Annotated in this window: 23 protein-coding genes; 16 read left to right on the top strand and 7 right to left on the bottom strand. The window is 49.3% G+C overall.

What is annotated here, in order from left to right; translation table 11 throughout:
- The 6 genes from fliP to EJO50_RS16535 all read right to left on the bottom strand — a co-directional run bounded on the left by fliP (nt 1) and on the right by EJO50_RS16535 (nt 4,561).
- A complete protein-coding gene (gene fliP, locus EJO50_RS16560) occupies nt 1–744 on the bottom strand; it encodes a flagellar type III secretion system pore protein FliP (protein WP_125976022.1) in 744 nt (247 codons plus the stop codon).
- Entirely contained in the window at nt 741–1,061 is a 321-nt protein-coding gene (gene fliO / locus EJO50_RS16555; protein WP_125976020.1) for a flagellar biosynthetic protein FliO, read from the bottom strand. The genes fliP and fliO overlap by 4 nt, the downstream gene beginning before the upstream one ends.
- A gap of 103 nt (nt 1,062–1,164) precedes the next feature.
- Nucleotides 1,165–1,578 (bottom strand): flagellar motor switch protein FliN, encoded by a 414-nt coding sequence (gene fliN / locus EJO50_RS16550; protein ID WP_125976018.1) that lies wholly within the window; start codon nt 1,576–1,578, stop codon nt 1,165–1,167.
- Nucleotides 1,571–2,590: a flagellar motor switch protein FliM gene (gene fliM, locus EJO50_RS16545; RefSeq protein ID WP_125976016.1), complete on the bottom strand. Its 1,020-nt coding sequence runs from the start codon at nt 2,588–2,590 to the stop codon at nt 1,571–1,573. Before fliM ends, fliN begins: the two co-directional genes overlap by 8 nt.
- A 145-nt stretch (nt 2,591–2,735) precedes the next feature.
- On the bottom strand, nt 2,736–3,269 hold the full coding sequence (locus tag EJO50_RS16540; RefSeq protein ID WP_125976014.1) for a flagellar basal body-associated FliL family protein: 534 nt from the start codon (nt 3,267–3,269) through the stop codon (nt 2,736–2,738).
- Between the two features lie 185 nt (nt 3,270–3,454).
- A complete protein-coding gene (locus EJO50_RS16535; RefSeq protein ID WP_125976012.1) occupies nt 3,455–4,561 on the bottom strand; it encodes a flagellar hook-length control protein FliK in 1,107 nt (368 codons plus the stop codon).
- 144 nt (nt 4,562–4,705) lie between these two features.
- Between EJO50_RS16535 and flhB the strand changes: the two genes are divergently transcribed.
- The 11 genes from flhB to rpmG all read left to right on the top strand — a co-directional run bounded on the left by flhB (nt 4,706) and on the right by rpmG (nt 17,125).
- Entirely contained in the window at nt 4,706–5,842 is a 1,137-nt protein-coding gene (flhB, locus tag EJO50_RS16530; protein WP_125976010.1) for a flagellar biosynthesis protein FlhB, read from the top strand.
- Nucleotides 5,843–5,906: 64 nt separating this feature from the next.
- Entirely contained in the window at nt 5,907–7,991 is a 2,085-nt protein-coding gene (flhA, locus tag EJO50_RS16525) for a flagellar biosynthesis protein FlhA (RefSeq protein WP_125976008.1), read from the top strand.
- A gap of 167 nt (nt 7,992–8,158) precedes the next feature.
- On the top strand, nt 8,159–9,697 hold the full coding sequence (flhF, locus tag EJO50_RS16520; RefSeq protein ID WP_125976006.1) for a flagellar biosynthesis GTPase FlhF: 1,539 nt from the start codon (nt 8,159–8,161) through the stop codon (nt 9,695–9,697).
- Nucleotides 9,675–10,577 carry a MinD/ParA family ATP-binding protein gene (locus EJO50_RS16515; protein ID WP_125976005.1) on the top strand — a complete coding sequence of 301 codons (903 nt, stop codon included), beginning with the start codon at nt 9,675–9,677 and terminating at the stop codon, nt 10,575–10,577. Before flhF ends, EJO50_RS16515 begins: the two co-directional genes overlap by 23 nt.
- 215 nt (nt 10,578–10,792) lie before the next feature.
- Nucleotides 10,793–11,542: an IS5 family transposase gene (locus EJO50_RS16510; RefSeq protein WP_125971449.1), complete on the top strand. Its 750-nt coding sequence runs from the start codon at nt 10,793–10,795 to the stop codon at nt 11,540–11,542.
- Nucleotides 11,543–11,879: 337 nt separating this feature from the next.
- Nucleotides 11,880–12,620 carry an RNA polymerase sigma factor FliA gene (locus EJO50_RS16505; RefSeq protein WP_125976002.1) on the top strand — a complete coding sequence of 247 codons (741 nt, stop codon included), beginning with the start codon at nt 11,880–11,882 and terminating at the stop codon, nt 12,618–12,620.
- Nucleotides 12,621–12,629: 9 nt separating this feature from the next.
- Nucleotides 12,630–13,370 carry a flagellar motor protein gene (locus EJO50_RS16500; protein WP_125976000.1) on the top strand — a complete coding sequence of 247 codons (741 nt, stop codon included), beginning with the start codon at nt 12,630–12,632 and terminating at the stop codon, nt 13,368–13,370.
- A gap of 205 nt (nt 13,371–13,575) precedes the next feature.
- Nucleotides 13,576–13,719, top strand: a complete 144-nt coding sequence (locus EJO50_RS17210; protein ID WP_164521543.1) for a hypothetical protein — start codon at nt 13,576–13,578, stop codon at nt 13,717–13,719.
- 245 nt (nt 13,720–13,964) lie between these two features.
- Nucleotides 13,965–16,304, top strand: a complete 2,340-nt coding sequence (locus EJO50_RS16495) for a DNA translocase FtsK (RefSeq protein ID WP_125975998.1) — start codon at nt 13,965–13,967, stop codon at nt 16,302–16,304.
- A 414-nt stretch (nt 16,305–16,718) separates the two neighbouring features.
- On the top strand, nt 16,719–16,952 hold the full coding sequence (gene rpmB, locus EJO50_RS16490; protein WP_082752868.1) for a 50S ribosomal protein L28: 234 nt from the start codon (nt 16,719–16,721) through the stop codon (nt 16,950–16,952).
- A gap of 17 nt (nt 16,953–16,969) precedes the next feature.
- A complete protein-coding gene (rpmG, locus tag EJO50_RS16485; RefSeq protein WP_125975996.1) occupies nt 16,970–17,125 on the top strand; it encodes a 50S ribosomal protein L33 in 156 nt (51 codons plus the stop codon).
- 128 nt (nt 17,126–17,253) lie between these two features.
- On the opposite strand, the gene EJO50_RS16480 is transcribed toward rpmG, so the two are convergent.
- Complete coding sequence (locus tag EJO50_RS16480; RefSeq protein ID WP_125975994.1) at nt 17,254–18,141, bottom strand: LysR family transcriptional regulator; 888 nt, start codon at nt 18,139–18,141, stop codon at nt 17,254–17,256.
- A 237-nt stretch (nt 18,142–18,378) separates the two neighbouring features.
- On the opposite strand from EJO50_RS16480, the gene EJO50_RS16475 reads away from it, so the two are divergent.
- From EJO50_RS16475 to acs, 5 genes are all read left to right on the top strand, one after another.
- Nucleotides 18,379–18,687: a DUF485 domain-containing protein gene (locus EJO50_RS16475; protein WP_125975992.1), complete on the top strand. Its 309-nt coding sequence runs from the start codon at nt 18,379–18,381 to the stop codon at nt 18,685–18,687.
- Nucleotides 18,684–20,492 carry a cation acetate symporter gene (locus EJO50_RS16470; RefSeq protein ID WP_164521542.1) on the top strand — a complete coding sequence of 603 codons (1,809 nt, stop codon included), beginning with the start codon at nt 18,684–18,686 and terminating at the stop codon, nt 20,490–20,492. The genes EJO50_RS16475 and EJO50_RS16470 overlap by 4 nt, the downstream gene beginning before the upstream one ends.
- A gap of 397 nt (nt 20,493–20,889) precedes the next feature.
- Complete coding sequence (locus EJO50_RS16465) at nt 20,890–21,669, top strand: bestrophin-like domain (RefSeq protein WP_125975990.1); 780 nt, start codon at nt 20,890–20,892, stop codon at nt 21,667–21,669.
- A gap of 291 nt (nt 21,670–21,960) precedes the next feature.
- Nucleotides 21,961–22,671, top strand: coding sequence for an aspartate/glutamate racemase family protein (locus EJO50_RS16460; protein ID WP_125975988.1), 711 nt, complete (start codon nt 21,961–21,963; stop codon nt 22,669–22,671).
- Nucleotides 22,672–23,098: 427 nt separating this feature from the next.
- Nucleotides 23,099–25,069: an acetate--CoA ligase gene (gene acs / locus EJO50_RS16455; protein WP_125975986.1), complete on the top strand. Its 1,971-nt coding sequence runs from the start codon at nt 23,099–23,101 to the stop codon at nt 25,067–25,069.
- The last annotated feature ends 512 nt before the right edge of the window (nt 25,070–25,581 follow it).

Raw genomic sequence — 25,581 nt, 5'->3', positions numbered from 1 at the left:
CTAGCCCGCAATATAAAAGCTTTGTACCAGGGACCCCATCAGCAAAGCCCAGCCATCCACCAGTACAAACAACATTAATTTAAAGGGTAAAGAAATAATCACCGGAGAAACCATCATCATTCCCATTGCCATTAAAATGCTGGCCACCACAAAATCGATAATAATAAAGGGGATAAAAACAATAAAACCAATTTGAAATGCTGTTTTCAGTTCGCTGGTTACAAAAGCAGGCACAAGAGTACGTAAACTCACATCTTCCGGACCATTTGGTTTTTGCGCTCCGGAAATATCAATAAAAAATGCCAGATCTTTTTGCCTTGTTTGCTTTAACATAAAATCTTTTAAAGGTACCACTCCCTTTTCAACCGCCTGATTAAAACCTATTTTTTGTTCTGCATAGGGCTGATAGGCCACTTGATAAATTTTATCAAAAACCGGCGACATCACAAAAAAAGTAAGAAATAAAGACATGCCCACAATCACTTGATTAGGCGGAGCTTGCATTGTGCCAAGAGCCTGACGCAATAAAGACAAAACAATCACAATACGGGTAAATGCCGTCATCATTAATAAAAGAGCAGGTAAAAAACCAAGCGCAGTTAAAAATAATAATGTCTGAATAGACAAACTATATTGGGTACCACCAGTCTGCGTATTAGCAGTCATAAATGGAATACCGGGGTCTGCAGCAAAGGCAGCACCGGCAAACAATATGCCAAGTACAATAATAATGACGCGCTTCAAGGCGCTTTCCTTTGCAGTGCAACAGCTAATCTGGCAGCAAATGAAGAGGCAGCAGCAGGTGCAGGTTCTATCTGCTCGGGGGCATCCATGGTATGCAGTAAATTAACGGCGCTTGCTGTCACACCCAGCACCAGCCAGCGCCCTTCAACCTCCACCACCACGACACGTTCCTTGCCGCCCACCATGACGCCACTCACAACCCTGAGTGCTTGCGCATTATTCATCGGCAGTAAAGACAGGCGTCTTACCAGCCAGGCACTAAATACGATCAAACCAATTACAAAAGCCAGTGCCAGAGCGACTTGAGCAATCGACATCAAGCTTGAAGAAGCAGCTGTCGCGGAGGAAGAAGCGGTGGCATTTGCCCACAGAGGAAGGGCGGACAGAACAAAAAATCGGAAAAAAAACAGCACTCTCAAACTACTTATGCAAGCGGCGGATGCGTTCAGCCGGCGTAATAATATCAGTGAGACGGATACCAAATTTATCATTCACCACCACCACTTCACCCTGAGCAATTAAGCAGCCATTCACCAGTACATCCATTGGCTCACCGGCCATCCCATCTAGCTCTACCACCGAGCCTTGTGCCAATTGCAAAAGGCTGCGAATTGCAATTTTAGTGCGCCCCAGTTCCACAGTAAGAGAAACGGGAATATCCAGAATCATATCGATATTACTTGGCGCATTGGCGATCGGCGCGCTGGCGTCAAAGCGCTGGAAAATATCAGCAGCCTGTACATCCGGCGTGCCCGCAGCCGCAGCATCGGCCACTTCCTGTTCGGCTAAGGCAGCAGCCCAATCATCCATTGCCATTTCATCTTCATCAGCCATTGTCAGTCTCTTCTCCACTTTCTGTCTCGGCGCCGGTTAGTGCTTCGGCAGAACCGAGTACTTTGCTGACCCTTAAGGCATATTGCCCATTCAAAGTGCCATATCTGCACTCAAGCACAGGCACATTATCAACTGCGGCAACAATTGCCTCCGGGATCTCTAAAGAAATGATATCACCCAGCTGCAATTCCAAAATCTCGCCTAATGTGACCTTGGCATTTCCTAAAGTAGCGACCAAATCAACTTCTGCATGCTGAATCTGCTTTTGCATCAGCGTGGTCCAGCGATTATCGACTTCAATCCGGTCGGCCTGCATGGTGCTGTACAAAACATCCCGAATCGGCTCAATCATCGAATAGGGAAAGCAAATATGAAAATCTCCCCCTCCGGCCCCCAGTTCAATTTTAAAGGTATAAGCCACCACAACTTCAGTAGGTGTTGCAATATTGGCAAATTGTGTATTCATTTCCGAGCGAACATAAACAAACTCGCAGGGAAAAACCGGCAGCCATGCTTTTTGATACTCTTCGAAAACGACCTCTAACAGCCGCTGAATAATGCGCTGTTCTGTTGCAGTAAAATCCCGCCCCTCAACCCGCACATGGTAACGGCCATCCGAACCAAATAAATTATCCACCACCAAGAAAACGAAATCAGGGTCAAAAATAAACAGGCCCGTACCGCGCAGGGGCTTCATTTGAATCAGGTTTAAATTGGTAGGAACCACCAGATTACGAATAAATTCGCTGTATTTTTGTACCCGGACAGGGCCAACCGAAATTTCTGCGTTACGGCGCATAAAGTTGAACAAAGCTACCCGCAAATTACGTGCAAAACGCTCGTTCAAAATTTCAAGCGTAGGCATCCGGCCACGAACAATGCGTTCCTGACGGCCGATATCATAATCACGGACAGCAGAAGCATCGACGTCTTCATCGGAAGAATCTTCTTCTCCGGTCACACCGCGCAGTAGCGCGTCGACCTCTTCCTGAGAAAGGATATCGTCTGCCATAATCCTTAGCCCGGATAAACAATTACCCGTTATTAAATAAAGTGACTCAATTAAAACCAGTTACGCGGTTATAAAGCCGCTGCAGCCTGCCCAAGGCTATCCAAAAGCAATACACAGGCGCCTACAACTCAAACAAGTAAATGATTTACTGAACAATAAACGTAGTGAAGTTAACTGAAATAACGCCTTCTTCTTCCGACTCTGCATGCAAAATCTTATTTATTAATTCGCGTATTTCCTTACCCAATTTATCTGTTCCATCCACAGCTTTTACTTCAGATATAGTTTTAGAGCGTAATAACTTATTAACCTGCCCCTGAATTTTTGGCATTTGCCCTTTAATTTTCTCAGCCACCTGCGCATCAGCAATTTCTACAGAAATATCTGTCTGTAAAATACCGTCCCCTTCTTCTGAGTGCAAATTGACGGTGAACTGAGGCAGTTTTTCAAAAATAGCCGCATGCTCTTCTTTCTTTCCTTTCTTTTTTTTCTTTTTCACATCTTCACGAGCAGTGGCCTCGGCAGCCACCTCATCAGCAGCAGGATCGCTACTTTTAGTGAGCAAGAAAGCCGCCACACCTCCTACAATGATCAGCAGCACAACTAATAGGCCAATTACAGCGAACAAAAGAATATTCTTTTTTGCTTTAGGCGCAGCTTCCACTTTGGCATCGGACATCACATCACCTTGAATGGCTTGAAATATTTTATAGAAAAGAGGTATTCGAACCAGAACAAAACGCCCCAATTAAAAGCGAGGGGCGCGGGCTTTGGAGTTAAGTGCGCTGATTATAGCTTAAAAAGTATTAACAAACAGTAAGTAAGCGTCGAGTCCTGTTGTAACACAATAAGAGCGGCTCCAAATTAAACATAAAGATTTAAACCACTGCGCGCCACTGGCAGAGCCATATCAGTCATAACACGGGGCTGCCCTTCTGCATAAGTGTTTGGTAAATCAGCAAAAAACTGTTGCGATCTGGATTGGCGCTGCTGATCCATATACTGACTACTAGCCTGTTGCTGGGCTTGTTGCTGTGTGTGCTGATTTAAAGAATCAGAAGCAACTTGCACATTACTGAGCTGAATACCCTGATCAGCAAGAAGCATAGTTAGTCTGGGGGTTGCTGCAATCAGCGCCTCGCGCACCGATGCATGTTGCGAACTAAATACCACACTCGCCTGCTCGCCCGACATCGTTAGCCGTACTTCCATCGGCCCCAGATGAGGCGGATTAAGCTGCATATCAATTTGCTGATGCTGATCCTGCAGCATCATGGAAACTCTTTGTGCTACAGCATCTCCCCAGCGTGAGCTGCCTACAGGCTCTGCCACCGTATGCTGAATCATGCCCGGCTTGGCCTCAACTACAAGAGGCGTACGCAAAGCTATATGTGGTGCCGCATCTATTTTAGGAAGAATGGCATTCTCCTTAGCAGCGGCCAGCGAAAACTCCTCTACATGTGCCGTAAACTCGCCATGGCCTGCGGCGGGCTTTTGCCGCAAAGAGGCAAATTTTGCCGCATCCTGGCCACCAGGATTATTGATGCTCAACCCAGATTCATCAATAATCGGCAAAGGCGCGCCATCTTTACCATCGCCCTTGGCTAATAAGCTCTGACCCAGCTTGTTTAAATCAACCTCATTCACCTGCGTTTTTAACTCAGCCTGAGCATCTTCAAGTACGGGTGCATTTTGCACCACAACCTGAGCCTGTAACATAGCCAGCCAGGGAGAAACCAGCGGAACATTCACAGCAGCTTGTTTGGCTTCGCTCTCACTATGATGTTCCTCTTGCACAGCCTTCTTATCATCCTGATCTGCCGGCGCACCCTCCTGACGGGCACTGACTTCACGCTCCAGCACTTTGGCAAATGGTTGTGCAGCGGCATCAGCCCCCATGGAAGCGGAGGATTTTGATTCTGCCGAACGACTCATTTGTGCACTGGCTGTAACGGTGAGATTGCTCGCCATGACTTGGCCCTCGATAAAGTTATTCAAACTTAAGCAATTGCAGTGCCAGCCCAATGAAACCGCTATGCTAAACTCAGACCCAGCGGGATTTTAATGAATTTTTTTCGGCATACGGCAGCAAATACCACGCATTAAGGAAAAATAATGGCTGAAGACTCAGATGCAGAACGCACGGAGCCTGCGTCTAGTAAGCGCCTTGAAGAGGCGCGAAATAAAGGGCAAATCCCCAGATCACAAGAATTAGCCACTTTCTCCATTTTAATGGTTGGCATTATTGCGCTCATAAAACTGGGACCGGAGCTGCTTCAGACTTTAAAAATAATTTTCATTACCGAACTCACCTTTAACCGCGCCACCATCGCGGACCCAAACCAAATGTTGCTGCACTTTATGAGCTCAAGCCGTAAAGCCCTGCTGGCCTGCCTGCCTATTATTTTACCCTGTGCCCTCATTGCCATCATTACGCCCGTTTTAGTTGGCGGCTGGCTGTTTACCCTAGATGCTTTGGCTCCCAATTTTTCCCGCATGAATCCACTTAGTGGTCTGGGGAGAATGTTCACACTTAAAAGTGTTGTGAATATGGTTAAAACAATTCTTAAATCCAGCCTCATTGGTGGTGTAGCTGCCTGGGTACTGTGGGATGAAAGAGCGCAATTTTTGCAGCTGATTACCATGCCACTTGATGTAGGCATGCCCTTTATGTGGGACATGGTGCAACACACGCTTTTGCTGGTTGTCAGCTCACTGGCCATTTTGGCGGCAATTGACGCTCCCTATCAGCTTTGGGATTATTACAAAGGCCTGCGGATGACCAAGGAAGAGGTGAAGCAGGAAGGAAAAGATGCCGAAGGCTCGGCAGAAGTAAAAGGTAAGATTCGCCAGCTGCAACACGAAGCGGCCAGAAAGCGCATGATGAGCGAAATTCCGAAGGCCAATGTCATTGTTACCAACCCAACCCACTATGCTGTTGCGCTGCAATATACCGAAGCCATGCGGGCACCCAAGGTCTTGGCCAAGGGGGCTTTTTTGCTGGCAGAGCGAATTATCGAACTTGGCAAAGAACATAAGGTTGCCGTGATCCGCACTCCGCCTTTTGCCCGGGCGCTTTATCATCACGCCGAACTCGGGGCCGAGATCCCCGCTGCACTGTATACTGCGGCAGCTGAAGTACTGGCTTATATCTACCAGCTTAAACACTGGCAAAATTATGGCGGCGATGAGCCTAACCTGGCTGATGAGCTACCTGTCCCCAGTGAGCTAGACCCCGGTGGTGAGGCATAAAGTGTTTATCTTAAAAACAATACAAAACATTAGTCTAATTAATTTACCCAGAGCTTGAAGCCCCATGTGGCGTACATTTAATTACAGCAAATTAGCCGGCCCAGTGCTGGTGCTTATGGTGCTCGGCATGATGGTTCTGCCGCTGCCTGCGCTTGTGCTTGATTTCTTTTTTACATTCAATATTGCAATTTCCATCATTGTGCTGATGGTGGCGCTTTACACCCGTAAGCCACTTGAGTTCTCCAGTTTTCCCACTATTTTGCTGTTTACTACCCTGCTAAGGCTGTCTTTAAATGTCGCCTCAACCAAGCTGGTGCTGACCGAAGGCCACAATGGTGCAGATGCAGCAGGCAAGGTAATCGAGGCTTTTGGCCATGTTTTGATTGGCGAAAATTTAACGGTCGGTGTAATCGGCTTTATTATCCTGACCATTATTAACTTTGTGGTGATTACCAAAGGTGCCGGGCGAATTGCCGAGGTGTCTGCCCGCTTTACACTGGACGCCATGCCCGGTAAGCAAATGGCAATTGATGCAGATTTAAACGCTGGCATGATCGGCGAAGAGGACGCCAGACGCCGCCGCTCAGAAATCTCGCAAGAAGCTAATTTTTTTGGCTCCATGGATGGTGCATCCAAATTTGTACGCGGCGATGCGGTGGCCGGAATTATGGTGATGGTGATCAACATCATCGGCGGCCTGATCGTTGGTATGGCGCAGCATGATCTACCCTTTGCCGAAGCAGGTAAAACCTACACTTTGCTGACTATTGGTGATGGTCTTGTAGCACAAATTCCCTCGCTGATTATCTCGGTAGCCGCAGGTATTGTGGTTTCACGCGTAGGAGATGGTGAAGATTTATCCGAGCAGATTTTGGGACAGATGTTTTCCCAGCCGCAGGTTATGTATGTCACAGCGGGTGTTTTAGGCATTTTAGGTATTATCCCCGGCATGCCGCATACAGCCTTTTTACTGATGGCATCAATCCTGGGGGGGATTGCCTGGCAGCTTGATCAGCGCAATAAAACCAGTGCACTACAAACTGCTGCGGCAGAAAGGGGAGCTGCGGCAGGGCCAGCCTCAGCGGGAGGTGCTCCGGCAGCAGCTCCCTTACAGGAGGTCAGCTGGAATGATGTACAGCCAGTTGATCCGGTAGGGCTGGAAGTAGGCTACCGGCTTATTCCTCTGGTCGATCGCAATCAGGATGGTGAGCTGCTCCGGCGTATTCGGGGTATTCGTAAAAAGATCGCACAGGAGCTGGGCTTTTTAGTGCCCTCCGTACATATCCGCGATAATTTGGAGCTCAAACCCAATCAATATCGCATCCAGCTCAAGGGCGTAGATGTGGGCACAGGTGAAGCCTTCGCTGCCCAGTGGCTGGCAATTAATCCGGGTAACGCAATGGGCCAGCTCCCCGGCACGCCTACCCAAGATCCTACATTTGGCCTGCCCGCTGTCTGGATTGATGCCAGTTTACGCGATCAGGCACAAGCTTTTGGCTATACCGTGGTGGATGCTTCTACCGTAGTTGCCACCCATATTTCAAATATTTTGCAAAGCCATTCTGCCGAGCTGTTAGGCCGCGAAGAAGTCCAGCAATTGCTCGAGCATTTTGGCAAAGAAGCGCCCAAGCTTCTGGAGGACCTTGTTCCCAAAATTATTCCTGTTGGCACATTACAAAAAGTATTACAGAACTTACTTGAAGAAGGGATGCATATCCGCGATTTGCGCAGCATTCTGGAAACCCTGGCCGAACATATTACCCGCACACAAAATATCGATGATCTAACGGCTGCCGTACGCGTTGCGCTAGGCCGGGCGATTGTGCATCAGCTCTTCCCGGGCGAAAACGAATTGCAGGTTGTGACGCTTGAGCCACAACTCGAAAATATTTTACTTTCTTCTGTATCGGGAAATTCACAAGGCGGCCTGGAGCCCGGCCTTGCCGAACGGGTACTCAAACAAGCGTCTGAATTGTCCGAGCAACTGGAGCAGCAAGGTCTAAGCACAGTGCTGATTGCCCCTGCCCAGCTTCGCACGATGCTAAGCCGCTTTTTACGCCGCTCGATCCCAGGATTACGGGTCATTGCCCATACCGAAATTCCAGACAGCAAAACGATTCGGATCGTGGGAATGCTGGGAGCAAATTGAGCGCAAAAAATGAACCACAGAACAAACTAAAGAATAAATACCTCATTGAGCACAGAATGCTTAAGGGTAAACTGACAAAACATACTAAAATACGCACAGCTAAACTGCACTTTTAGGCGAAATAGCTTGCATGAGGATAATCTTTTGTTTTCAGACGGCAACTGAATATGGTCGTGAAAAAGTTCTACGGAGCGACTACCCGTGATGCGCTGCGTCAGGTTCGTGATGAACTTGGCCCCGATGCGCTGATCCTGTCCAACCGCCAGGTGTCTGGCGGTGGCATAGAAATCATGGCTGTCGCAGATGCCGATGTAGCAGCACTGACCAATAATGTTGCTACACAGCCGCGTCCTGCAGCGCAGCAAAACAGCCGAGGGGCGCAAAACGGGGCCAGGCTTTTGCAAAATGCACAGGCTGCTGCACCGATCAGTAAGGCTCTGGCCCGCTCCTACGCCATTCCCGATGATGACGACGAAGAGTCTGGCACCCTATTGCATGACGAGCCTGTTGTCCTGCGCAGCAACCGCACAGCACCACGCCAGCCTGAGCCCGTAGCTGCCGCCATCCCTCTCGACAGCAACCCGGAATATCAGCAGCCCAGGCCCAGCCGGCCCGCTCCACGGCCAAGCGCGCCACCACCGCGTCGCCCGGCCCCGGAACGTGCCTTGCCCACATTCAGCTTTGAAGACGATGAAGCACCTCCTGTACAAAGCCCTGCAGATAAAGAAGCAATGGATGGCATTGCCCGGGAAATTCGCCTATTGCGTGGCTTACTGGAAAGCCAGCTGGCAGGCATGGCCTGGGGCGAATTATCACGCCATGCGCCTGAAAAGCTCGAAGCCTTACGCCAGCTTTTATCCGCCGGATTTTGCCCTGCACTTTCACGCCAGCTAGTTGAAAAAATGCCTGCACAAATGACACTGGATCAGGGCATGCGCTGGGTAAAAGCGGCACTTACACACAACCTTGCTGCAGCCACTACAGATGATGATCTGATCAATCGTGGCGGTATTTATGCTCTGATCGGCCCAACCGGAGTAGGAAAAACCACCACGGTTGCCAAGCTGGCTGCACGCTGCGCGCTCCTGCACGGGCCGGACTCGGTAGCTCTGCTCACGACCGACAGCTACCGGATTGGGGCACACGATCAGCTGCGTATTTACGGCCGCATCATCGGTGTGCCGGTACACGAAGTCAAAGACGAAACCGATTTGCAATTTACCCTTGCCGATCTAAGCGAAAAACATCTGGTACTCATCGATACTGTGGGAATGGGGCAGCGCGATCAGCGGATCAGCGAGCAACTGGCCCTATTTGACGAAGATAATGTATCTACCCTGCTGCTGCTTGCAGCAAACGCCCAGACAGGCACGCTGGACGATGTAGCCCGCCGCTATCGCAACACCCATTTAGCGGGCTGCATTCTGACTAAGCTTGATGAAACCATGAATCTAGGCGGCTGCCTTGATGTAGCGATCCGACATAAACTGCGCCTGCACTTTTTAACCAATGGCCAGCGCGTACCAGAAGACCTGCACCGCGCTAATGTAGCTTATCTGGTTGATCGGGCCTTTCGGGGCGAATCACAAAACAGTGCGTTCACCCTGAAGCCCGATGAGTTCCCGCTATTTATGGGCGCGCAAGGTGGCACCATGGATAGCCCGCTTGATTTCAACATAAACTATGCGAGCCATTCCCGTGGCTAGTCTTTGGTCAGATCAGGCTGCGGGCCTGCGGGCCATGATTGCTCCTACGCCTTGCCGCAGCATTAGCTTAAGCGGGGGGCGCGGCGGCAGCGGCACCACCACGCTGGCAATCAACCTGGCCGCAGCACTGGCCGAACGCAATCGTGAAGTCATCTTATTAGACGAGTTTACCGGCTCAGGCAATGCCGCCCACCGCATGCGGCTGGAACAAAAACACGAGCTGGATCACGTGCTGCGCCGGGAAGTCACACTGGCTGATACCCTGCTTGCTACCGAAGCCGGGTTTTCCATTTTGCCAATCAGTGCTAAAGCTACCGTATTAAGCAGTCTGAACGAGCGGGAGCTAACATGGCTGTCAGCCGAATTTGAACAGCTCACCCAATACGCCGAGTTTTTGCTGCTCGATACCCGCCCATCCGCCAGCCATGGCGTGCCCTGCCTCAGCCTTGCTGCCGATGATGTAATGGTGATTGTGTCCAATAGCGCCGAATCGCTCACCGACGCTTATGCCACCATCAAACTACTCGGCACCGAATACGCAAGGCGGGATTTCCGGGTTTTAGTGAATCGCGTAGATACTATTACTGAGGCCGGATTAATTTTTAATCGCCTCAAAAGCGTAGCCCGGCAGTATTTAGGCGATGCAGTGCAAATGAAGCTGATCGGCTATGTACCTGAAGACGAAAAACTTAAACGCGCGTCCCGCTTGGGCCGCACCGTACTGGATGCTTTTCCGGATGCCGATTCCAGTCATGCTTTTCGCCAGCTGGCTGATGTGATGCTGCGCTGGCGAAAACCATCTCACACCGCAGATAGCACGGGGTTTCTTTACCGCCTGGTAGAATCCAGCCGCCTGCTGACAGAACAACTTCAGCATTAGAGGGCAAGCCAGCTTTTATGATCTGACGCCGCCCCTTGCCCGATGTATTTCAAATCGAAAAACCTCTTTCAAAAACGACCGCGTCTCAAGCTGGCAGGCTCGCCCACAACGCCCCCTCCCCTAGGGTCTGTTGACGTTTCAAGCTAAAGTCATGCAATGACGGATGCAAACCCGCAGAATTCAGGTTCCTACACCATTTCCCCTGCAGGTTTGCGATGCCCCGATTAATGCTCAGTAACGAGCTTTGGTCGAAGCTAGAAAAGATTCTGCTTCAACACACCATTTACAACAAGCCTGATTTACGAATTACCGTCGAAGGAATGTTTTACCGCATGCGCGTTGGCTGCCCGTGGCGGGATTTACCCAGCGCCTTTGGTGAATGGAATTCAGTCTATAAACGCTTTAATGCTTGGTCTGTAGCTGGGAAATGGCTCAATATTTTCAAAGCCTTACTGATCGACCCCGATTTTGAATGGGTATTCATTGATGGTAGCTATGCCAAGGCGCATCAACACAGCGCCGGGGCGGCCAGCGATCAATCTGAAGCGATTGGCAAAAGCCGTGCAGGGAACACCAGCAAAATTCATTTGGCGGTAGATGCTTATGGTTTGCCGATTGCCTTCGAAATTACCGGAGGCGAGATTAATGATTGTACTGCCGCCCCAGAGCTGATTGCCCAACTGCCTTCAGCCGAAGTGATCATCGCAGATAAGGGGTACGATAGTGAGTACCTTCGAGGACTGATTTCTGCGCAGGGTGCGCGATCAGTGATTCCCAGAAAACGTAATTCAATCAAAGGGAATGTGGATCTAGATCGTGGGCTGTATTGCTATCGACATTTGGTCGAGAATGCTTTTGCGCGATTGAAGCATTACCGCGCAGTGGCATTCCGATATGACAAGTTGAAGCGAAATTATGAAAGTGTCATAGCCATGGCGTGCGCATTTTTATGGCTACCGATGTGAAACGTCAACAGACCCTAGCAAAACCCAAGCACTTTTATCAAAGTAGTCAGCAGATTACTGATTCAGTGGCCAAGCTTACTCACCATACCCATCTGCAAGCGAGGCTTACTTATTAGCAAAACTGCATATTCGCTTAAGCTCGGTGAATTCCCCTGTTATACTCGACACCATTCTTACGGCAAATAAGAGCTTAAACAACATAAACACAAATGATATTGCCGAAGGATTAGGCCGAGCTATTGCAAGCACTTTTAAGCAATTAGAAAGCAAACTGATTTTACTCCCAAGTCGCTAGGCTCTCAGCTAAACTGATTTTGCCACTTCAAAGTAGAAACAGATGACAGCGCCACGCGCACTTTCTCTTTATCGTCAGACCCAGGCCGGCAGCGAAGATGATTACGTCACTCACCATGCCTCGCTGGTCAAGCGGATCGCCTATCACATGGTGAGCCGTCTGCCTGCCAGCGTGGAAGTGGACGACCTGATACAGGTAGGCATGATGGGGCTAATGGAAGCTGCAAAAAACTTTGATGCCAATGCAGGTGTGCTGTTTGAGACTTTTGCCTCACAGCGTATTCGCGGCGCAATGCTGGACGAATTAAGAAGCGCCGACTGGATGCCCCGCCAGGCCAGAAAACATATGCGGGATATTGAAACCGCACTGTTAAAACTTGGCCACAGCCTGGGCAGAGCCCCCCTGGAAAGTGAAGTTGCCCATCACCTTCAGGTCAGCCTTGAGCAATACCAGGACATGCTCACCGAGGCGCGCGGCCATCAGCTGGTGCATTTGGACGATTTCGAAGAAGATGAAGAAAATCATCATAGTGAACATAATGTGGCAGATCAGTCACACAATCCGCTCAATCAGCTCTCTGAAACACACTTCAAACAAAAATTAATAGAAGCTATTGATGCGCTGCCCGAAAGGGAAAAGCTCGTGATGGCACTTTACTACGACGAAGAACTCAATCTTAAAGAAATTGGGGCCGTACTCAGTGTCACCGAATCCCGGGTTTGCCAGCTGCACAGCCAGGCCATCGCCCGGCTGCGGGCGCGCCTGGGTGATTGGACAGGTTGATAAGGCGATATGGATAAAATCAGCATATTTGGTATTTTACTTGGCCTAACTGCAGTTGTACTCGGGCAAATTCTGGAGGGCGGACATGTAGCCTCCCTGATGCAGGCCACGGCATTTATGATTGTCACAGGTGGTACGCTAGGCGCAGTCATGTTGCAAACTAGGCAAGATCACTTTGTGGCTGGCCTGAAAATGGTGCGCTGGGTTTTTTTCCCGCCACAGCACGATTTCAAAAAACAGCTGGGTGTACTGGTTAACTGGGGCCAGCAAGCCCGCCGTGGCGGTTTGCTGGCACTGGAAGCCTATGTTCAAAGCGAAAAAGATCCCTTTATCAAACGCGGGCTGCAAATGGTCGTTGATGGTGCTGAGCCCGAAGTCATTCGCCGCGCCCTGGAGCTGGATATTGATGTATTTGAAGACCGGGCCCGCTCTGCTGCCAGAATTTGGGAAGCCGCAGGGGGCTATTCCCCTACTATCGGCATTATCGGTGCGGTGATGGGCCTGATCCACGTCATGGAAAACCTCACAGATCCTTCCAAGCTGGGAGCGGGGATTGCAGTTGCATTTGTGGCCACTATCTACGGCGTCGCCATGGCTAATCTGATTTTTCTGCCTATTTCACATAAATTAAAGCAACATATCCAAACAGAAGTCAGACGCCGCGAAATGCTGGTAGAAGGCCTGGTCACCATTGCCAACGGCGAAAACCCACGGGTTCTGGAAAACAAACTGGCAGGTTTTTTGTCTTAAAAACAGAAATAACATCCTGGTGACACGCACCTTAGAACCCCTACTGTGATGCCTCAGCCAAACAGTCAAACAGTCAAACAGTCAAACAGTCAAAAACACGATGGCTTCGCAACATCAGCTAAATCAATAGGACCGGATTTTTTCAGCCACCCAAACCTCATTCGCAATTGCCCTGAGTAGAGATCAGCATACTCTGGTCTGCCAAATGACTGCGCCTTACCCTTGCCTGGTTTGGTCTCTGTGCCCTTACCCTGCCGATGCTGCTACTTTCACGCCCGCCCGTGGTGCGCCTCCTGTCAGCCTGGTATTAGGCATTGAGCCACTGCCTATGTACAGGCCTTGGGGGTGAAGCTGCGCGTACATCAATTCTGATTGCAGATACCACATATTTAGCCTGCTGCAAGCGAGCCAATTCGAAGATAAAGGGGATTACGCCCGCTAGACCTGTGCGCTTTGTTTAAAATAGCAAAAGCATTTTCTTGAGTGAACCTCCACACCAATCTGCTGGCTTATTACCCAAATGAAACAGCCAACTGCTGTTTGCAGGATGTTGCCGCTATAATTAGCGGCATATTCATAGCAATCAAGCCAAACATGGGCATATTTCGTAAAAAAAACGTTGCAAATGTATCCAGCCGCGCCGCCTTACCACCTCAGATTGCCATTCTTTTGCGCGAATCGTGGTGGTTTATTCTGGTCGTTCTGGTCATTTACCTCGTCCTGGTCCTAAGCACCTACAGCCCCAGCGACCCCGGCTGGTCACACAGCGCCACCCGGCCTGAAATTCATAATCGAGGTGGTGCGGTAGGCGCGTGGATTGCCGATATTTTGCTCTATTTATTCGGGTTTTCAGCCTGGTGGTGGGTAGGCTTTTGCTTTTCAGCTATTTTATGGGGCTACCGGCGCATAGATCATGTCAGTGATAGTGCCCGCCCTACCGTGCTCTTTGCCTGCATTGGCTTCATACTGATCATTCTGGCCAGCTCCAGCTTTGAAGCACTGCGATTACACAGTATTCATGCTGTTTTGCCACAGGCTCCCGGCGGAATCCTGGGCGTCACACTGGGTAGCTGGTTGTACTTAAGCTTCGGTTTTTCCGGTGCTACGCTATTTTTAATTGCCACATTATGCATTGGTATTTCTCTGCTAACAGGTTTGTCCTGGCTACATTTAATGGAAAACCTGGGCACCCTGATTGAGCTAAGCATTCTAAAAATACGTGATGCCATCCAGGCATCACACGACCGCAAAATTGGCCGAGAAGCAAAAGTACAGCGCGGCGAGAAGGTGACATCAGAGAAAAAACGTTTTGATGACAAGCCTCCGGTACGCATAGAAGCCGCTCATACCGAAATGCCCGCTATCGCCGCAAAACTCAGCAAAAAAGCACAGGAAGAGCAGCAAAAAGCCGCACAAGTGCCGCTATTTAATGCAGAAGACCTGCCCGTGATTGCCAGCAACCAGGGCTTGCCACCGATCAAGTTACTCACACCCGCACCACCTGCCAGGGAAACCATCAGCAAAGACACACTGGAATTCACATCAAGGCTAATTGAGAAAAAACTGGCTGACTTCAATGTAGAAGTCAAAGTCATCGCCGCCTACCCGGGGCCAGTGATTACCCGTTACGAGATTGAGCCCGCAATCGGTGTAAAGGGCTCCCAGATTGTCAATCTGATGAAGGACTTATCCCGTGCGCTGGGCCTCGTTTCGATTCGCGTCGTCGAAACCATCCCGGACAAAACCTACATGGGGCTGGAGCTGCCCAACCCGACTCGCCAGATCATTCGCCTGTCGGAGATTCTCTCTTCCGAGCCCTATCACGCCATGGGCAGCAAGCTCACCATTGCACTGGGCAAAGATATTACCGGCAAGCCGATTGTCACCGATCTGGGCAAAGCACCGCATATGCTGGTGGCGGGGACGACCGGCTCGGGTAAATCTGTCGGTGTGAATGCCATGATCCTCAGTCTGGTCTACAAAGCCACGGCAGATGAAGTGCGCTTTATTATGATCGACCCGAAAATGCTTGAGCTGTCTGTTTATGAGGGCATCCCGCATTTGCTGGCCCCTGTAGTCACTGATATGAAGCTGGCCGCCAATGCGCTGAACTGGTGTGTGGCCGAAATGGAAAAACGCTACCGCCTGATGAGTACCTTTGGTGTGCGTAATTTGGCAGGTTTCAATCAGAAGGTTCGTGAAGCCGAAAAAGCAGGAACGCCACTCACGAATCCTTTTACGCTGACACCGGACGATCCTGAACGCCTTGAGCACCTGCCGTTTATTGTGGTGGTGGTAGATGAGTTTGCCGATCTGATTATGGTGGCGGGCAAAAAGATTGAAGAGCTGATCGCAAGGCTTGCGCAAAAAGCCCGCGCTGCCGGTATTCATCTGATTCTGGCCACCCAGCGCCCATCAGTGGATGTAATTACTGGCCTGATCAAGGCCAACATCCCGACTAGGCTGGCATTTCAGGTATCCAGCAAGATCGACAGCCGTACCATTTTGGATCAGATGGGCGCAGAGGCCTTACTTGGCCAGGGAGATATGTTGTTCCTGCCACCGGGCAGCGGCTACCCGCTGCGTGTACACGGCGCCTTTGTGGACGACAATGAAGTGCATCAGGTGGTTGAAAACCTCAAGCAGCAGGGTGAGCCCAACTATATCGATGGTATTTTAAATGGAGGCTTTGAAGCCGAAGCAGCAGCAAACGGCAACAATAGCGATGGAAATAACGAAAGCGATCCGCTTTACGACGAAGCCGTTGCCTTTGTGCTCAAAAGCCGCCGGGCCTCGATCTCATCCGTACAGCGCCAGCTACGCATCGGCTACAACCGCGCTGCAAGGCTAATTGAGCAGATGGAAGCCTCTGGCCTGGTCAGCGGTATGGAAACCAACGGCAATCGCACTGTGCTCGCTCCTGCTGGCGAATAAAGGGCCATAACCCAAGCTCAAGCATGCATAACGCCAACATCTCCCCGGTAAACAGCCGGGGAGCACTTTACAAGATTGCGCCTGCCCTCAGCGAATAGGCCATTTTTCCCTTTTATCCCAGCCTCTTAATTAAGCTTACCTGTAAAACTAAAGCATATTGGCTTGCCGGGTAATCCCAGCCTGCTTTATAAGCCGCTGAGCCCCCAGGGCAGGCACTATTTTCACTTCTCATTTTTATGCGTTTACAAAGATCTGCCAAACCCAGCCTCAAGCCGCACAGCGCCTAGCCATAGAACACAAAACGCCGGCAGAAAAAACCTAATTACCTAAGGGTAAAGTGACATAACTCTTGAAACAAGGCTGGAATCTATGCTATAAATCCGGTTTTTCTCAGAAGTCAGGGAATTACCCACCATGGCACGAGTATGTGAAGTCACCGGCAAGCGTCCAGTGACAGGGAACAACGTTTCCCACGCCAATAACAAGACTAAGCGTCGTTTTCTTCCAAATCTGCACAGCCGCCGTTTCTGGGTAGAAAGTGAAAACCGCTTCGTTCGTCTGCGTGTATCTAACGCAGCACTCCGTACTATCGATAAACTAGGCATCGAAGTCGTCCTCGCGGATCTCCGCGCTCGTGGCGAAGTTTGAGGCTGAGGTAAGAAATCATGCGTGAAAAAATCAAGCTGGAATCCAGCGCAGGTACTGGTCACTTTTACACAACGACCAAGAACAAGCGCACAATGCCAACTAAGCTAGAAATCAAGAAGTTTGATCCCGTGGTTCGTAAACACGTGATCTACAAGGAAACCAAGCTGAAGTAATTCAGTTGTTGTGCGGTGGCCTTCATACTCGAACCCTGCCCATGGCGGGGTTTTTGTATTTTCAGTACCCCAAAAAAAAGCCAGATTTAAATCTGGCTTTTTTCATTAAAAACAATCTTAAGTGATAATCAAAGCAGATCCCACTCTATTTTAAGTGAACCCTTCAGCATACCAATTAACGGGTCCTGCTCTCTGTCTGCCGAATAGATAAACTGCAAAGGCACCCGCACTGCAATCTCCCCGCCCCGCCATAAGGCAATCGAGCCATCGGCAGCAAAGCGTTTTGCTGTGCGCTCAGCCAGAATCGCCACCCCCATTCCCGCTTTAACCAGCTCTACCAAGGTTGCTTCTTCATCAAATTCACCCACAATCTTTGGCGCAATATTCTGGCTGCGCCACAGCTCCAAAGTGATTTCTGCAAGGCTGGTAAATTGAGACAAACCCAGCCACGGAGCTTTACCCAGCGTTTTCCAATCTGCATTGACCAGCTCACCTGCCATGCCAGGAGGCAGCGCAACGCAAAAGCCAATCTCGCTCAGCTGCAGTGTTGTGACATTCTGATAGGGATTGCGGCCCAGATAAAAACCACCATCCAGTACTTTTTTCCGTACATCATTGAGCACGCTCACCGAAATACCATGCGTGGTTTGAGCTGAAATCAGCGGATACCTATCCCGTAAATGGGCCAGCCAAGAGCCTAAACGCAGCCTTGCCGGTACACCAATCGTACCAATTTTGACCTTTCCCTTAGGCTCTCCTGCCAATGCTTTTGCCCGGTTCTGCATACCACGCGCCAGTGCCAAAATCTGCTCGGCATCCGGCTGCAACAACTTTCCCGCCTCGGTGAGCTGCACGCCACCGGGGAAACGCTCGAATAAAGGGAGGCCGAACTCCTCTTCCAAAGCCTTAATCTGCGCCGTTACGGCAGGCTGGGAAAGATGGAGTAATTCTGCGGCCTGAGTTAGATGCCCCTGCTGTGCAACGGCAATAAAAGTGCGAAGCTGGTAAATTTCCATGGCGAAAGTATGCTCAAAAACCCTCACACTGTCAGCTTATTTTGGTAAAAATACCGTAACTTACCCACATGGAATACACAAGAAGAAGTAAGCCTCAAGAAATACGAATGCAATGCAACATCAGTTTTGCTGATTTTGTACATCAGAAATTGCAATTAGCATCAAAAGATCGCTGTCGTTACATTACAGATCGGTTGTCCCTTCCGGGATCCACCTTATTCAAGGAGGAGTCTAAGCATGAGTGAAACGATCATCGAGCGTATTCAGCACAACTCTAAATTTGCTGAGTTAGTCCAGAAAAAAACCAGCCTCTCCTGGCTTTTATCATCAGTAATGCTGCTCATTTACTACGGTTTTATTCTAGTCATCGCATTTTCCCCCAAAACATTGGGGATCCCGCTCTCTGCAGGCAGCATCACCACCATCGGTATTCCGATTGGTATCCTGGTGATTTTATCCGCCTTTGTGCTTACCGGCATTTATGTACGCCGCGCCACTGAATTTGATCAGTTGACCCGTGAAATTATCGAGGAAACAAAGCAATGATGCACAAATTGCAAAAGCAGCTAGGCTGTGGTGCGCTTCTGGCCCTTGCCAGCTTGCCTACATGGGCATCTGGCTCCATTGATGGCCCGGTTACCAAACAAGCGATGAACTGGCACGCCATCATCATGTTCTTCATGTTTGTGGCCTTTACCTTGGGGGTAACCTATTGGGCAGCCAGCCGCACCCGCTCTGCTAAAGATTTTTACTCGGCAGGCGGCGGCATTACCGGCTTTCAGAATGGCCTGGCAATTGCCGGCGACTATATGTCGGCAGCGTCATTTCTGGGGATTTCTGCACTGGTGTTTGATACCGGCTATGACGGGCTGATTTATTCTCTGGGCTTTCTGGTAGGCTGGCCTGTGATCACCTTTCTGGTAGCAGAACGCCTGCGTAACCTGGGTAAATACACTTTTGCCGATGTGGCCTCATACCGCCTGCAACAAGGCCCGGTACGCACCTTTGCTGCAACAGGAACTTTAGTTGTGGTTGCTTTGTATCTGATTGCTCAAATGGTGGGCGCAGGCAAACTGATTCAGCTGCTGTTTGGCATGAATTACAACACGGCCGTGGTACTGGTTGGCGTATTAATGGTCATTTATGTGATCTTTGGCGGCATGCTGGCTACCACCTGGGTACAAATTATTAAAGCCGTACTGCTCTTATCCGGTGCGAGCTTTATGGCCTTTATGGTACTCAAACATGTGAACTTTAGTGTCGAAGGCATGTTTGCCCAGGCCGTGCACGTTAAAGAAGCAGGAGCGCAGCTCTTGGCTGTGAAAGCCACGGCAGCATCTGATGTCGCTGCCCAGGCGGTTGCCAGCAATGCTCCCGATGCAGCCTCACTGGTCGAAAAAGCATCTGATGCGGCAAAGGCCGCAGCAAAAGCGGCTAAAAACATCATGGCCCCCGGTGGCCTGGTATCCAACCCGATTGATGCCATCTCTCTGGGCCTGGCTCTGATGTTTGGTACTGCAGGCTTACCACACATCCTGATGCGCTTTTTTACCGTAAAAGATGCACAGGCTGCACGTAAATCCGTATTTGTAGCCACTGGCTTTATTGGCTACTTCTACATCCTAACCTTCATTATCGGCTTTGGCGCGATCATGCTAGTGTCAACCGATCCATCCTATAAAGACGCAGCGGGCAAACTACTGGGCGGCTCCAATATGGCAGCAGTCCACCTTTCACACGCAGTGGGTGGTGATTTATTTCTGGGCTTTATCTCAGCGGTTGCCTTTGCCACCATTCTGGCCGTGGTTTCCGGGCTGACCCTCTCTGGTGCCTCCGCCGTTTCACATGATTTATACGCCAGCGTCTGGCGCAAAGGCCGTGTAGATGAAGCCACAGAAATCCGCGTCTCTAAATACGCAACCGTGGCCTTAGGGGTAGTGGCTATCTTGCTGGGTATTATGTTCGAGAAGCAAAACATTGCCTTTATGGTAGGCCTGGCATTCTCGATTGCGGCATCTGCCAACTTCCCAGTGCTGTTTTTATCCATGTTCTGGAAAGGCCTGACAACCCGCGGGGCCGTCATTGGTGGCTACTCTGGCCTGATTTGCGCAGTAGTACTGATTATCCTCGGGCCAGCTGTCTGGGTAGACACACTGGGCAATGCCAAGGGCAGCGAATTATTCCCTTACAAAAACCCGGCCATTTTCTCAATGACTTTAGCTTTTGTGATGACTTGGCTATTCTCTATCACAGATAAAAGCACTCAAGCAGATTCTGAACGTGCCGCATTCTTGCCACAATTTATCCGCTCCATGACAGGGGTAGGTGCAGAAGGTGCATCCAAACACTAAGCTTTAAATAGTCATAAAAAAACGCCCTGTATTGTTTACAGGGCGTTTTTTATTTTCAACTATAAAATATATAATCAAATTATTAAAAGTAACATTCTAAAATACAATTTTATTTCAAACGTAATTAAGAAAATATATATATTGAAACATCATCCAAAATATTTTAACAATAAAATATCGAATCATCCCTTCGTAAAAACAGCCCAAGCCTGCTGTTATTTAAATAAATAGTTAATCAACGGTAGTGCCTTATTAATCAAAAGTGCAAGTTTTAAAATATATGTTATTGTAAAATAAGTAATTATCCGATAATTTTATCCTCATGATTACTCAAAAGATATCCGTGCAGACTCGCGGCCTTTGCACTCCGTAGCAACGCTATCTAAAGGGAAATAAAATGACCTTCACCCTCATCGCCTTATTAACAACGGCTTGCATCTTTGCGGGCATCCTCATTTTCTCTGAAATTGGCCGACGGCTGGGTTTAGCTAAATTAAAACGGGATCCGAACGGGCTGGCCAACGGAGTTGGTGCAGCCGAAAGTGCTGTATTTGGTTTACTCGGCCTGGTTATTGCATTTACTTTTTCAGGTGCAGCATCGCGATTTGAAGAGCGCCGCCATTTAATTACCCAGGAAGCCAACGCCATCAGCACGGCCTATCTGCGTGTAGACCTGTTGCCTGCCGATGTTCAGCCCGAAATACGCACACTATTTCGCCGCTATCTTGAATTACGCTCGAACAGCTACCAAAGCACAGAAAATCAAACAGCAACCCGGCAAAAACTGGATGAAACCGCTGCATTACAGATAAAAATATGGCAGAAAGTTTTAACTGCCAGCCGCAAACCTAATGAGCCTGTTTCCAGCGCCACACTGCTTTTACCAGCGCTCAATGACATGATCGATATCACCACCACGCGCGCAATGGCCACTAAAAACCACCCTCCTTTTATCGTATTTCTGCTGCTTGCCGGGCTAAGCTTTGCCGGTGCACTTTTGGTGGGCTACGATATGTCGGATAACAGGGAGCGCAGCCTGCTGCACACCTTTGCCTTTGCTGCGATTATGTCTCTGGCTCTGTATGTCATCATTGATCTGGAATTTCCCCGGCTGGGTTTTATTAATATTGATAAAGCAGATCAGGTTTTTATGGAGCTTCAAAAATCTATGAATTAAGCATGATTTACACACAGAGGCACTCTTATTAAACCCATGATGAGATAAACTTGGCGCAAACAGCATAAAAAACCGAACCATATCAGCAGAACAAAACAGAATAAATACCAGGAAAAAACAGCTATGCCGGAATAAAGCAAGCTGAGCGATATATTGCCCCGCCTGGCCATAACGCACATGGCAATGCTTCACCCAGAAGATTAAAACCACTTAACAGCACAATGGCCAGCCAGCTGGCTATCTCGACATTTTTTTATTACAACTCGCTTTATTAGATTTAAAGGTACAACAATGAAAACAATCGGCATGATAGGCGGCATGAGCTGGGAATCCAGCCAGATTTACTATCAAAGAGCGAATCAATTAATCAAAGAAAAATTAGGCGGCCTGCATTCTGCCAAAGCAATCTTGCTAAGTGTAGATTTTGCAGAAATAGCCGCGCTACAAAGCACCGGGCAATGGGATAAGGCAGGGGAAATCATGGCCCAATCTGCTTATTCTCTGCAATTAGCCGGTGCAGATTTGATTATTTTATGCACCAATACCATGCATAAATTAGCGGCTGAAATTGAAGCTAAAATCCAGATTCCATTTCTGCATATTGCGGATGCTACTGCAGCTGAAATAAAAAAAGCAGGCATTAAAAAAGTTGCTCTATTGGGTACAAAATTCACCATGGAGCACGATTTTTATCGTGGCAGATTAACCAGCCAGCATCAGCTGGAAGTCATTACTCCAAGAGAAGCAGTCCGCAATAGAGTGCACGAGATTATCTATCAGGAACTTTGCCAGGGCATCATTAAGGAATCATCCAGGCAGGAATATATGACGATTATTAATCAGCTTACCGAGCAAGGAGCAGAAGGTATTATTCTGGGCTGCACAGAAATTACCATGCTGATTAAGCAGCAGGATATGGATATCCCTTTATTTGACACCACCGAGCTGCATATACGCTTTGCTATTGATGCAGCATGTACTGATATCCCGCCAAAGTTTTAAAAAACTGAAATTCGTATAAGAAGACGGGCTAAAGGATAACTTTAAATTAAACCCGCAATCATTTACAGATGATTAAATTCTGAAACCACATTAATATTTACTAAAAAGCAACTATATAAAACCCGAAACCCTGAATTATAAAACAGCAATCCACCCGGTATAAAGCATAAGTATTGGCTAATTTCAGGCTAAAAAACCTGTGTACACCAAGCTGCGAATACCCTTTAAATCAATAGAATCGGCAGCTCTCTTTTCATCAAAAAACATACCCGCCTAAGCCCGCCGCCCGCTGCCTCCCACTCAAAAACTCTTGCATCAGTCTTTCTGATTCACCCCATCAAAAAACAAAATTAGCCTTGCGTAAGAGCCGCTGATACTCTTAGTTCAGACCGATTTATCTGACTATCTCTGCAAGAAGGAAGCCTAAATGAGCAGCATTGATTCCGTACTTAAGGAAACCCGTCTGTTTCCACCTTCCAATGATTTTCGCACCAAAGCAAACGTATCCGGCATGGAGGGCTATTACACCCTTTGCGAAAAAGCCAGCAGTGATTATCAAGGCTTTTGGAGTGAGTTAGGCCGCGAGTTAGTCAGCTGGCGCAAGCCTTTCACCAAGGTATTGGACGAATCCAATGCGCCATTTTTCAAGTGGTTTGAAGATGGTGAAATGAATGTGTCCTACAACTGCCTGGACCGTCACCTTGAAAGCAAAGCAAATAAGGTAGCGATTATTTTTGAAGCGGATGATGGCTCGGTATCCCGCGTCACTTACCGCGAGCTGTATCACCGCGTTTGCCAGTTTGCTAACGGCTTAAAAAGCCTGGGCGTGGTCAAGGGTGATCGCGTTGTTATTTATATGCCACACACAGTTGAAGCCATTATCGCCATGCAGGCCTGCGCCCGTATTGGCGCGATTCACTCAGTGGTGTTTGGCGGCTTCTCTGCCGGTGCACTGCGTGATCGCATCCAGGATGCCACGGCCAAGATTGTGATTACCGCCAATGAATCCGTGCGCGGCGGCAAAGCCACGCCACTGAAAGCCATGACCGACGAGGCACTGGGTATTGGCAACTGCGAATCAGTCGAAAAAGTGATTGTGTTTCAGCGTACCGGCACCAAGCCGGATCACTGGAGCGAAAGCAATAATATTTGGTGGCATCAGCTGGTGAAAGGCCTGCCAGATGTATGCGAGCCAGAATGGATGAATGCCGAAGATCCGCTCTTCGTGCTTTATACTTCCGGCTCCACAGGTAAGCCTAAGGGCATCCAGCATTCCAGCGCAGGCTACTTTCTTGGTACACAAGTATCAATGAAATGGGTATTCGATTACAAAGAAGACGATGTGTACTGGTGCACGGCCGATGTGGGCTGGATTACCGGCCACAGCTATATTGCTTACGGCCCGCTGGGCATCGGCGCTACACAGGTGGTATTTGAAGGCGTGCCAACCTATCCGGATGCCGGCCGCTTCTGGGCGATGATAGAAAAACACCAGGTCACCACTTTTTACACCGCGCCGACCGCAATCCGCTCCCTGATCAAACTCGGAGGCGATCTGCCTAAGCAATACGATTTATCCAGCCTGCGCCTCTTGGGCACGGTGGGTGAGCCGATTAATCCTGATGCATGGATGTGGTATCACGAAGTGATCGGCGGCGGACGTTGCCCGATTGTCGATACCTGGTGGCAGACCGAAACCGGCTCCAATATGGTGGCCCCATTACCGGGCGCAGTGGCTACCAAACCTGGCTCTTGCACCCTGCCATTACCGGGCATTATGACCGCCATTGTGGATGAATCCGGCGCGCCGGTAGAGCCAGGCAAAGGTGGGTCTTTAGTGATCACCCGCCCCTTCCCATCCTTGGTTCGCACCATTTATAACGATGCCGCACGCTTTAAGAGCACCTATTTTCCGGATGAATTTAACGGCAAGTTTTATCTGGCGGGCGATTCGGCTCACTACGACGAGCATGGCTATATCTGGATTATGGGCCGCATCGACGATGTGCTGAATGTATCCGGCCACCGCCTTGGCACCATGGAAATCGAATCGGCACTGGCCGCCAACCCGCTGGTTGCTGAAGCTGCCGTAGTGGGTAAACCGCATGAAATTAAAGGTGAATCGGTCGTGGCCTTTGTAGTACTTAAGGGCGATCGCCCTGAAGGCGAAGCGGGCAAACTAATTGCCAAACAGCTACGCGAATGGGTAGCGCACGAGATCGGCAAAATTGCCCAGCCGGATGAAATTCGCTTTGGCGACAATCTGCCTAAAACCCGCTCCGGCAAAATCATGCGCCGCCTGCTCAGAAACATCGCCAAGGGTGAAGAAATCACTCAGGATATTTCCACATTAGAAAATCCAGCGATCCTGGAGCAACTACGGCACAGCGCACTATAAGCAGCGCTGCACTAAAGAACTGCGTCACGGCAGCTTTTATGGCCCCGGAAATTTCTGGGGCCTTTTTTTTTGACCATGTCTGCGTTAATGGTGAAACACTAGAATCAAGGTTTTTAAATAACAAACAACGATAAACGCATTAAACGTGCTCTTGGCATGGGGCTAAAGAATCCCCTTGAAACACGCCGAAGCGAAGAACAAGCGGGCGGCCTGTCTGTGCGAGCAAAGTGAGTGAGTTCCGCAGCCGCCGCTGTCCGCAGATGAGGAGCTTTCGCGCTTATGAGGTTGCAGCTTGGCTCCCTTTCTTGGCAGTTCAAGAAAGGAAGGCCCCGCGGTGGCAACCGCTCCTAAATCAAGGTGCCGCAGGCACTAAAAATATCTTTCTGGCTTTAATTAGCAAGTAAGTTTGGCATATTTTATATGCCAAACACATATCTACTAATAGAAATGTTGGGCTGATAAATCTTTAGCCCAACCGACCGCGCTGGGCGTGAGTCGTAAGTAAACCCAAC

It is taken from the genome of Iodobacter ciconiae (assembly GCF_003952345.1).
Lineage (GTDB): Bacteria > Pseudomonadota > Gammaproteobacteria > Burkholderiales > Chitinibacteraceae > Iodobacter > Iodobacter ciconiae.
The sequence above is the reverse complement of the archived record's forward strand: the minus strand, read 5'-3'. Positions and strand labels throughout refer to the sequence as shown.

Bases quoted from the DNA above. Each gene is read 5' to 3' on its own strand.
- rpmB (WP_082752868.1), top strand. From the start codon at position 16,719: ATGGCACGAGTATGTGAAGTCACCGGCAAGCGTCCAGTGACAGGGAAC.
- rpmG (WP_125975996.1), top strand. From the start codon at position 16,970: ATGCGTGAAAAAATCAAGCTGGAATCCAGCGCAGGTACTGGTCACTTT.
- EJO50_RS16510 (WP_125971449.1), top strand. From the start codon at position 10,793: ATGCCCCGATTAATGCTCAGTAACGAGCTTTGGTCGAAGCTAGAAAAG.
- EJO50_RS16540 (WP_125976014.1), bottom strand. From the start codon at position 3,269: ATGTCCGATGCCAAAGTGGAAGCTGCGCCTAAAGCAAAAAAGAATATT.
- EJO50_RS16505 (WP_125976002.1), top strand. From the start codon at position 11,880: ATGACAGCGCCACGCGCACTTTCTCTTTATCGTCAGACCCAGGCCGGC.
- acs (WP_125975986.1), top strand. From the start codon at position 23,099: ATGAGCAGCATTGATTCCGTACTTAAGGAAACCCGTCTGTTTCCACCT.
- fliM (WP_125976016.1), bottom strand. From the start codon at position 2,590: ATGGCAGACGATATCCTTTCTCAGGAAGAGGTCGACGCGCTACTGCGC.
- flhF (WP_125976006.1), top strand. From the start codon at position 8,159: ATGGTCGTGAAAAAGTTCTACGGAGCGACTACCCGTGATGCGCTGCGT.
- EJO50_RS16470 (WP_164521542.1), top strand. From the start codon at position 18,684: ATGATGCACAAATTGCAAAAGCAGCTAGGCTGTGGTGCGCTTCTGGCC.
- EJO50_RS16495 (WP_125975998.1), top strand. From the start codon at position 13,965: ATGGGCATATTTCGTAAAAAAAACGTTGCAAATGTATCCAGCCGCGCC.
- flhA (WP_125976008.1), top strand. From the start codon at position 5,907: ATGTGGCGTACATTTAATTACAGCAAATTAGCCGGCCCAGTGCTGGTG.
- EJO50_RS17210 (WP_164521543.1), top strand. From the start codon at position 13,576: ATGACTGCGCCTTACCCTTGCCTGGTTTGGTCTCTGTGCCCTTACCCT.
- EJO50_RS16515 (WP_125976005.1), top strand. From the start codon at position 9,675: ATGCGAGCCATTCCCGTGGCTAGTCTTTGGTCAGATCAGGCTGCGGGC.
- EJO50_RS16480 (WP_125975994.1), bottom strand. From the start codon at position 18,141: ATGGAAATTTACCAGCTTCGCACTTTTATTGCCGTTGCACAGCAGGGG.
- EJO50_RS16465 (WP_125975990.1), top strand. From the start codon at position 20,890: ATGACCTTCACCCTCATCGCCTTATTAACAACGGCTTGCATCTTTGCG.
- EJO50_RS16500 (WP_125976000.1), top strand. From the start codon at position 12,630: ATGGATAAAATCAGCATATTTGGTATTTTACTTGGCCTAACTGCAGTT.
- fliN (WP_125976018.1), bottom strand. From the start codon at position 1,578: ATGGCTGATGAAGATGAAATGGCAATGGATGATTGGGCTGCTGCCTTA.
- EJO50_RS16475 (WP_125975992.1), top strand. From the start codon at position 18,379: ATGAGTGAAACGATCATCGAGCGTATTCAGCACAACTCTAAATTTGCT.
- fliO (WP_125976020.1), bottom strand. From the start codon at position 1,061: ATGTCGATTGCTCAAGTCGCTCTGGCACTGGCTTTTGTAATTGGTTTG.
- flhB (WP_125976010.1), top strand. From the start codon at position 4,706: ATGGCTGAAGACTCAGATGCAGAACGCACGGAGCCTGCGTCTAGTAAG.
- EJO50_RS16535 (WP_125976012.1), bottom strand. From the start codon at position 4,561: ATGGCGAGCAATCTCACCGTTACAGCCAGTGCACAAATGAGTCGTTCG.
- EJO50_RS16460 (WP_125975988.1), top strand. From the start codon at position 21,961: ATGAAAACAATCGGCATGATAGGCGGCATGAGCTGGGAATCCAGCCAG.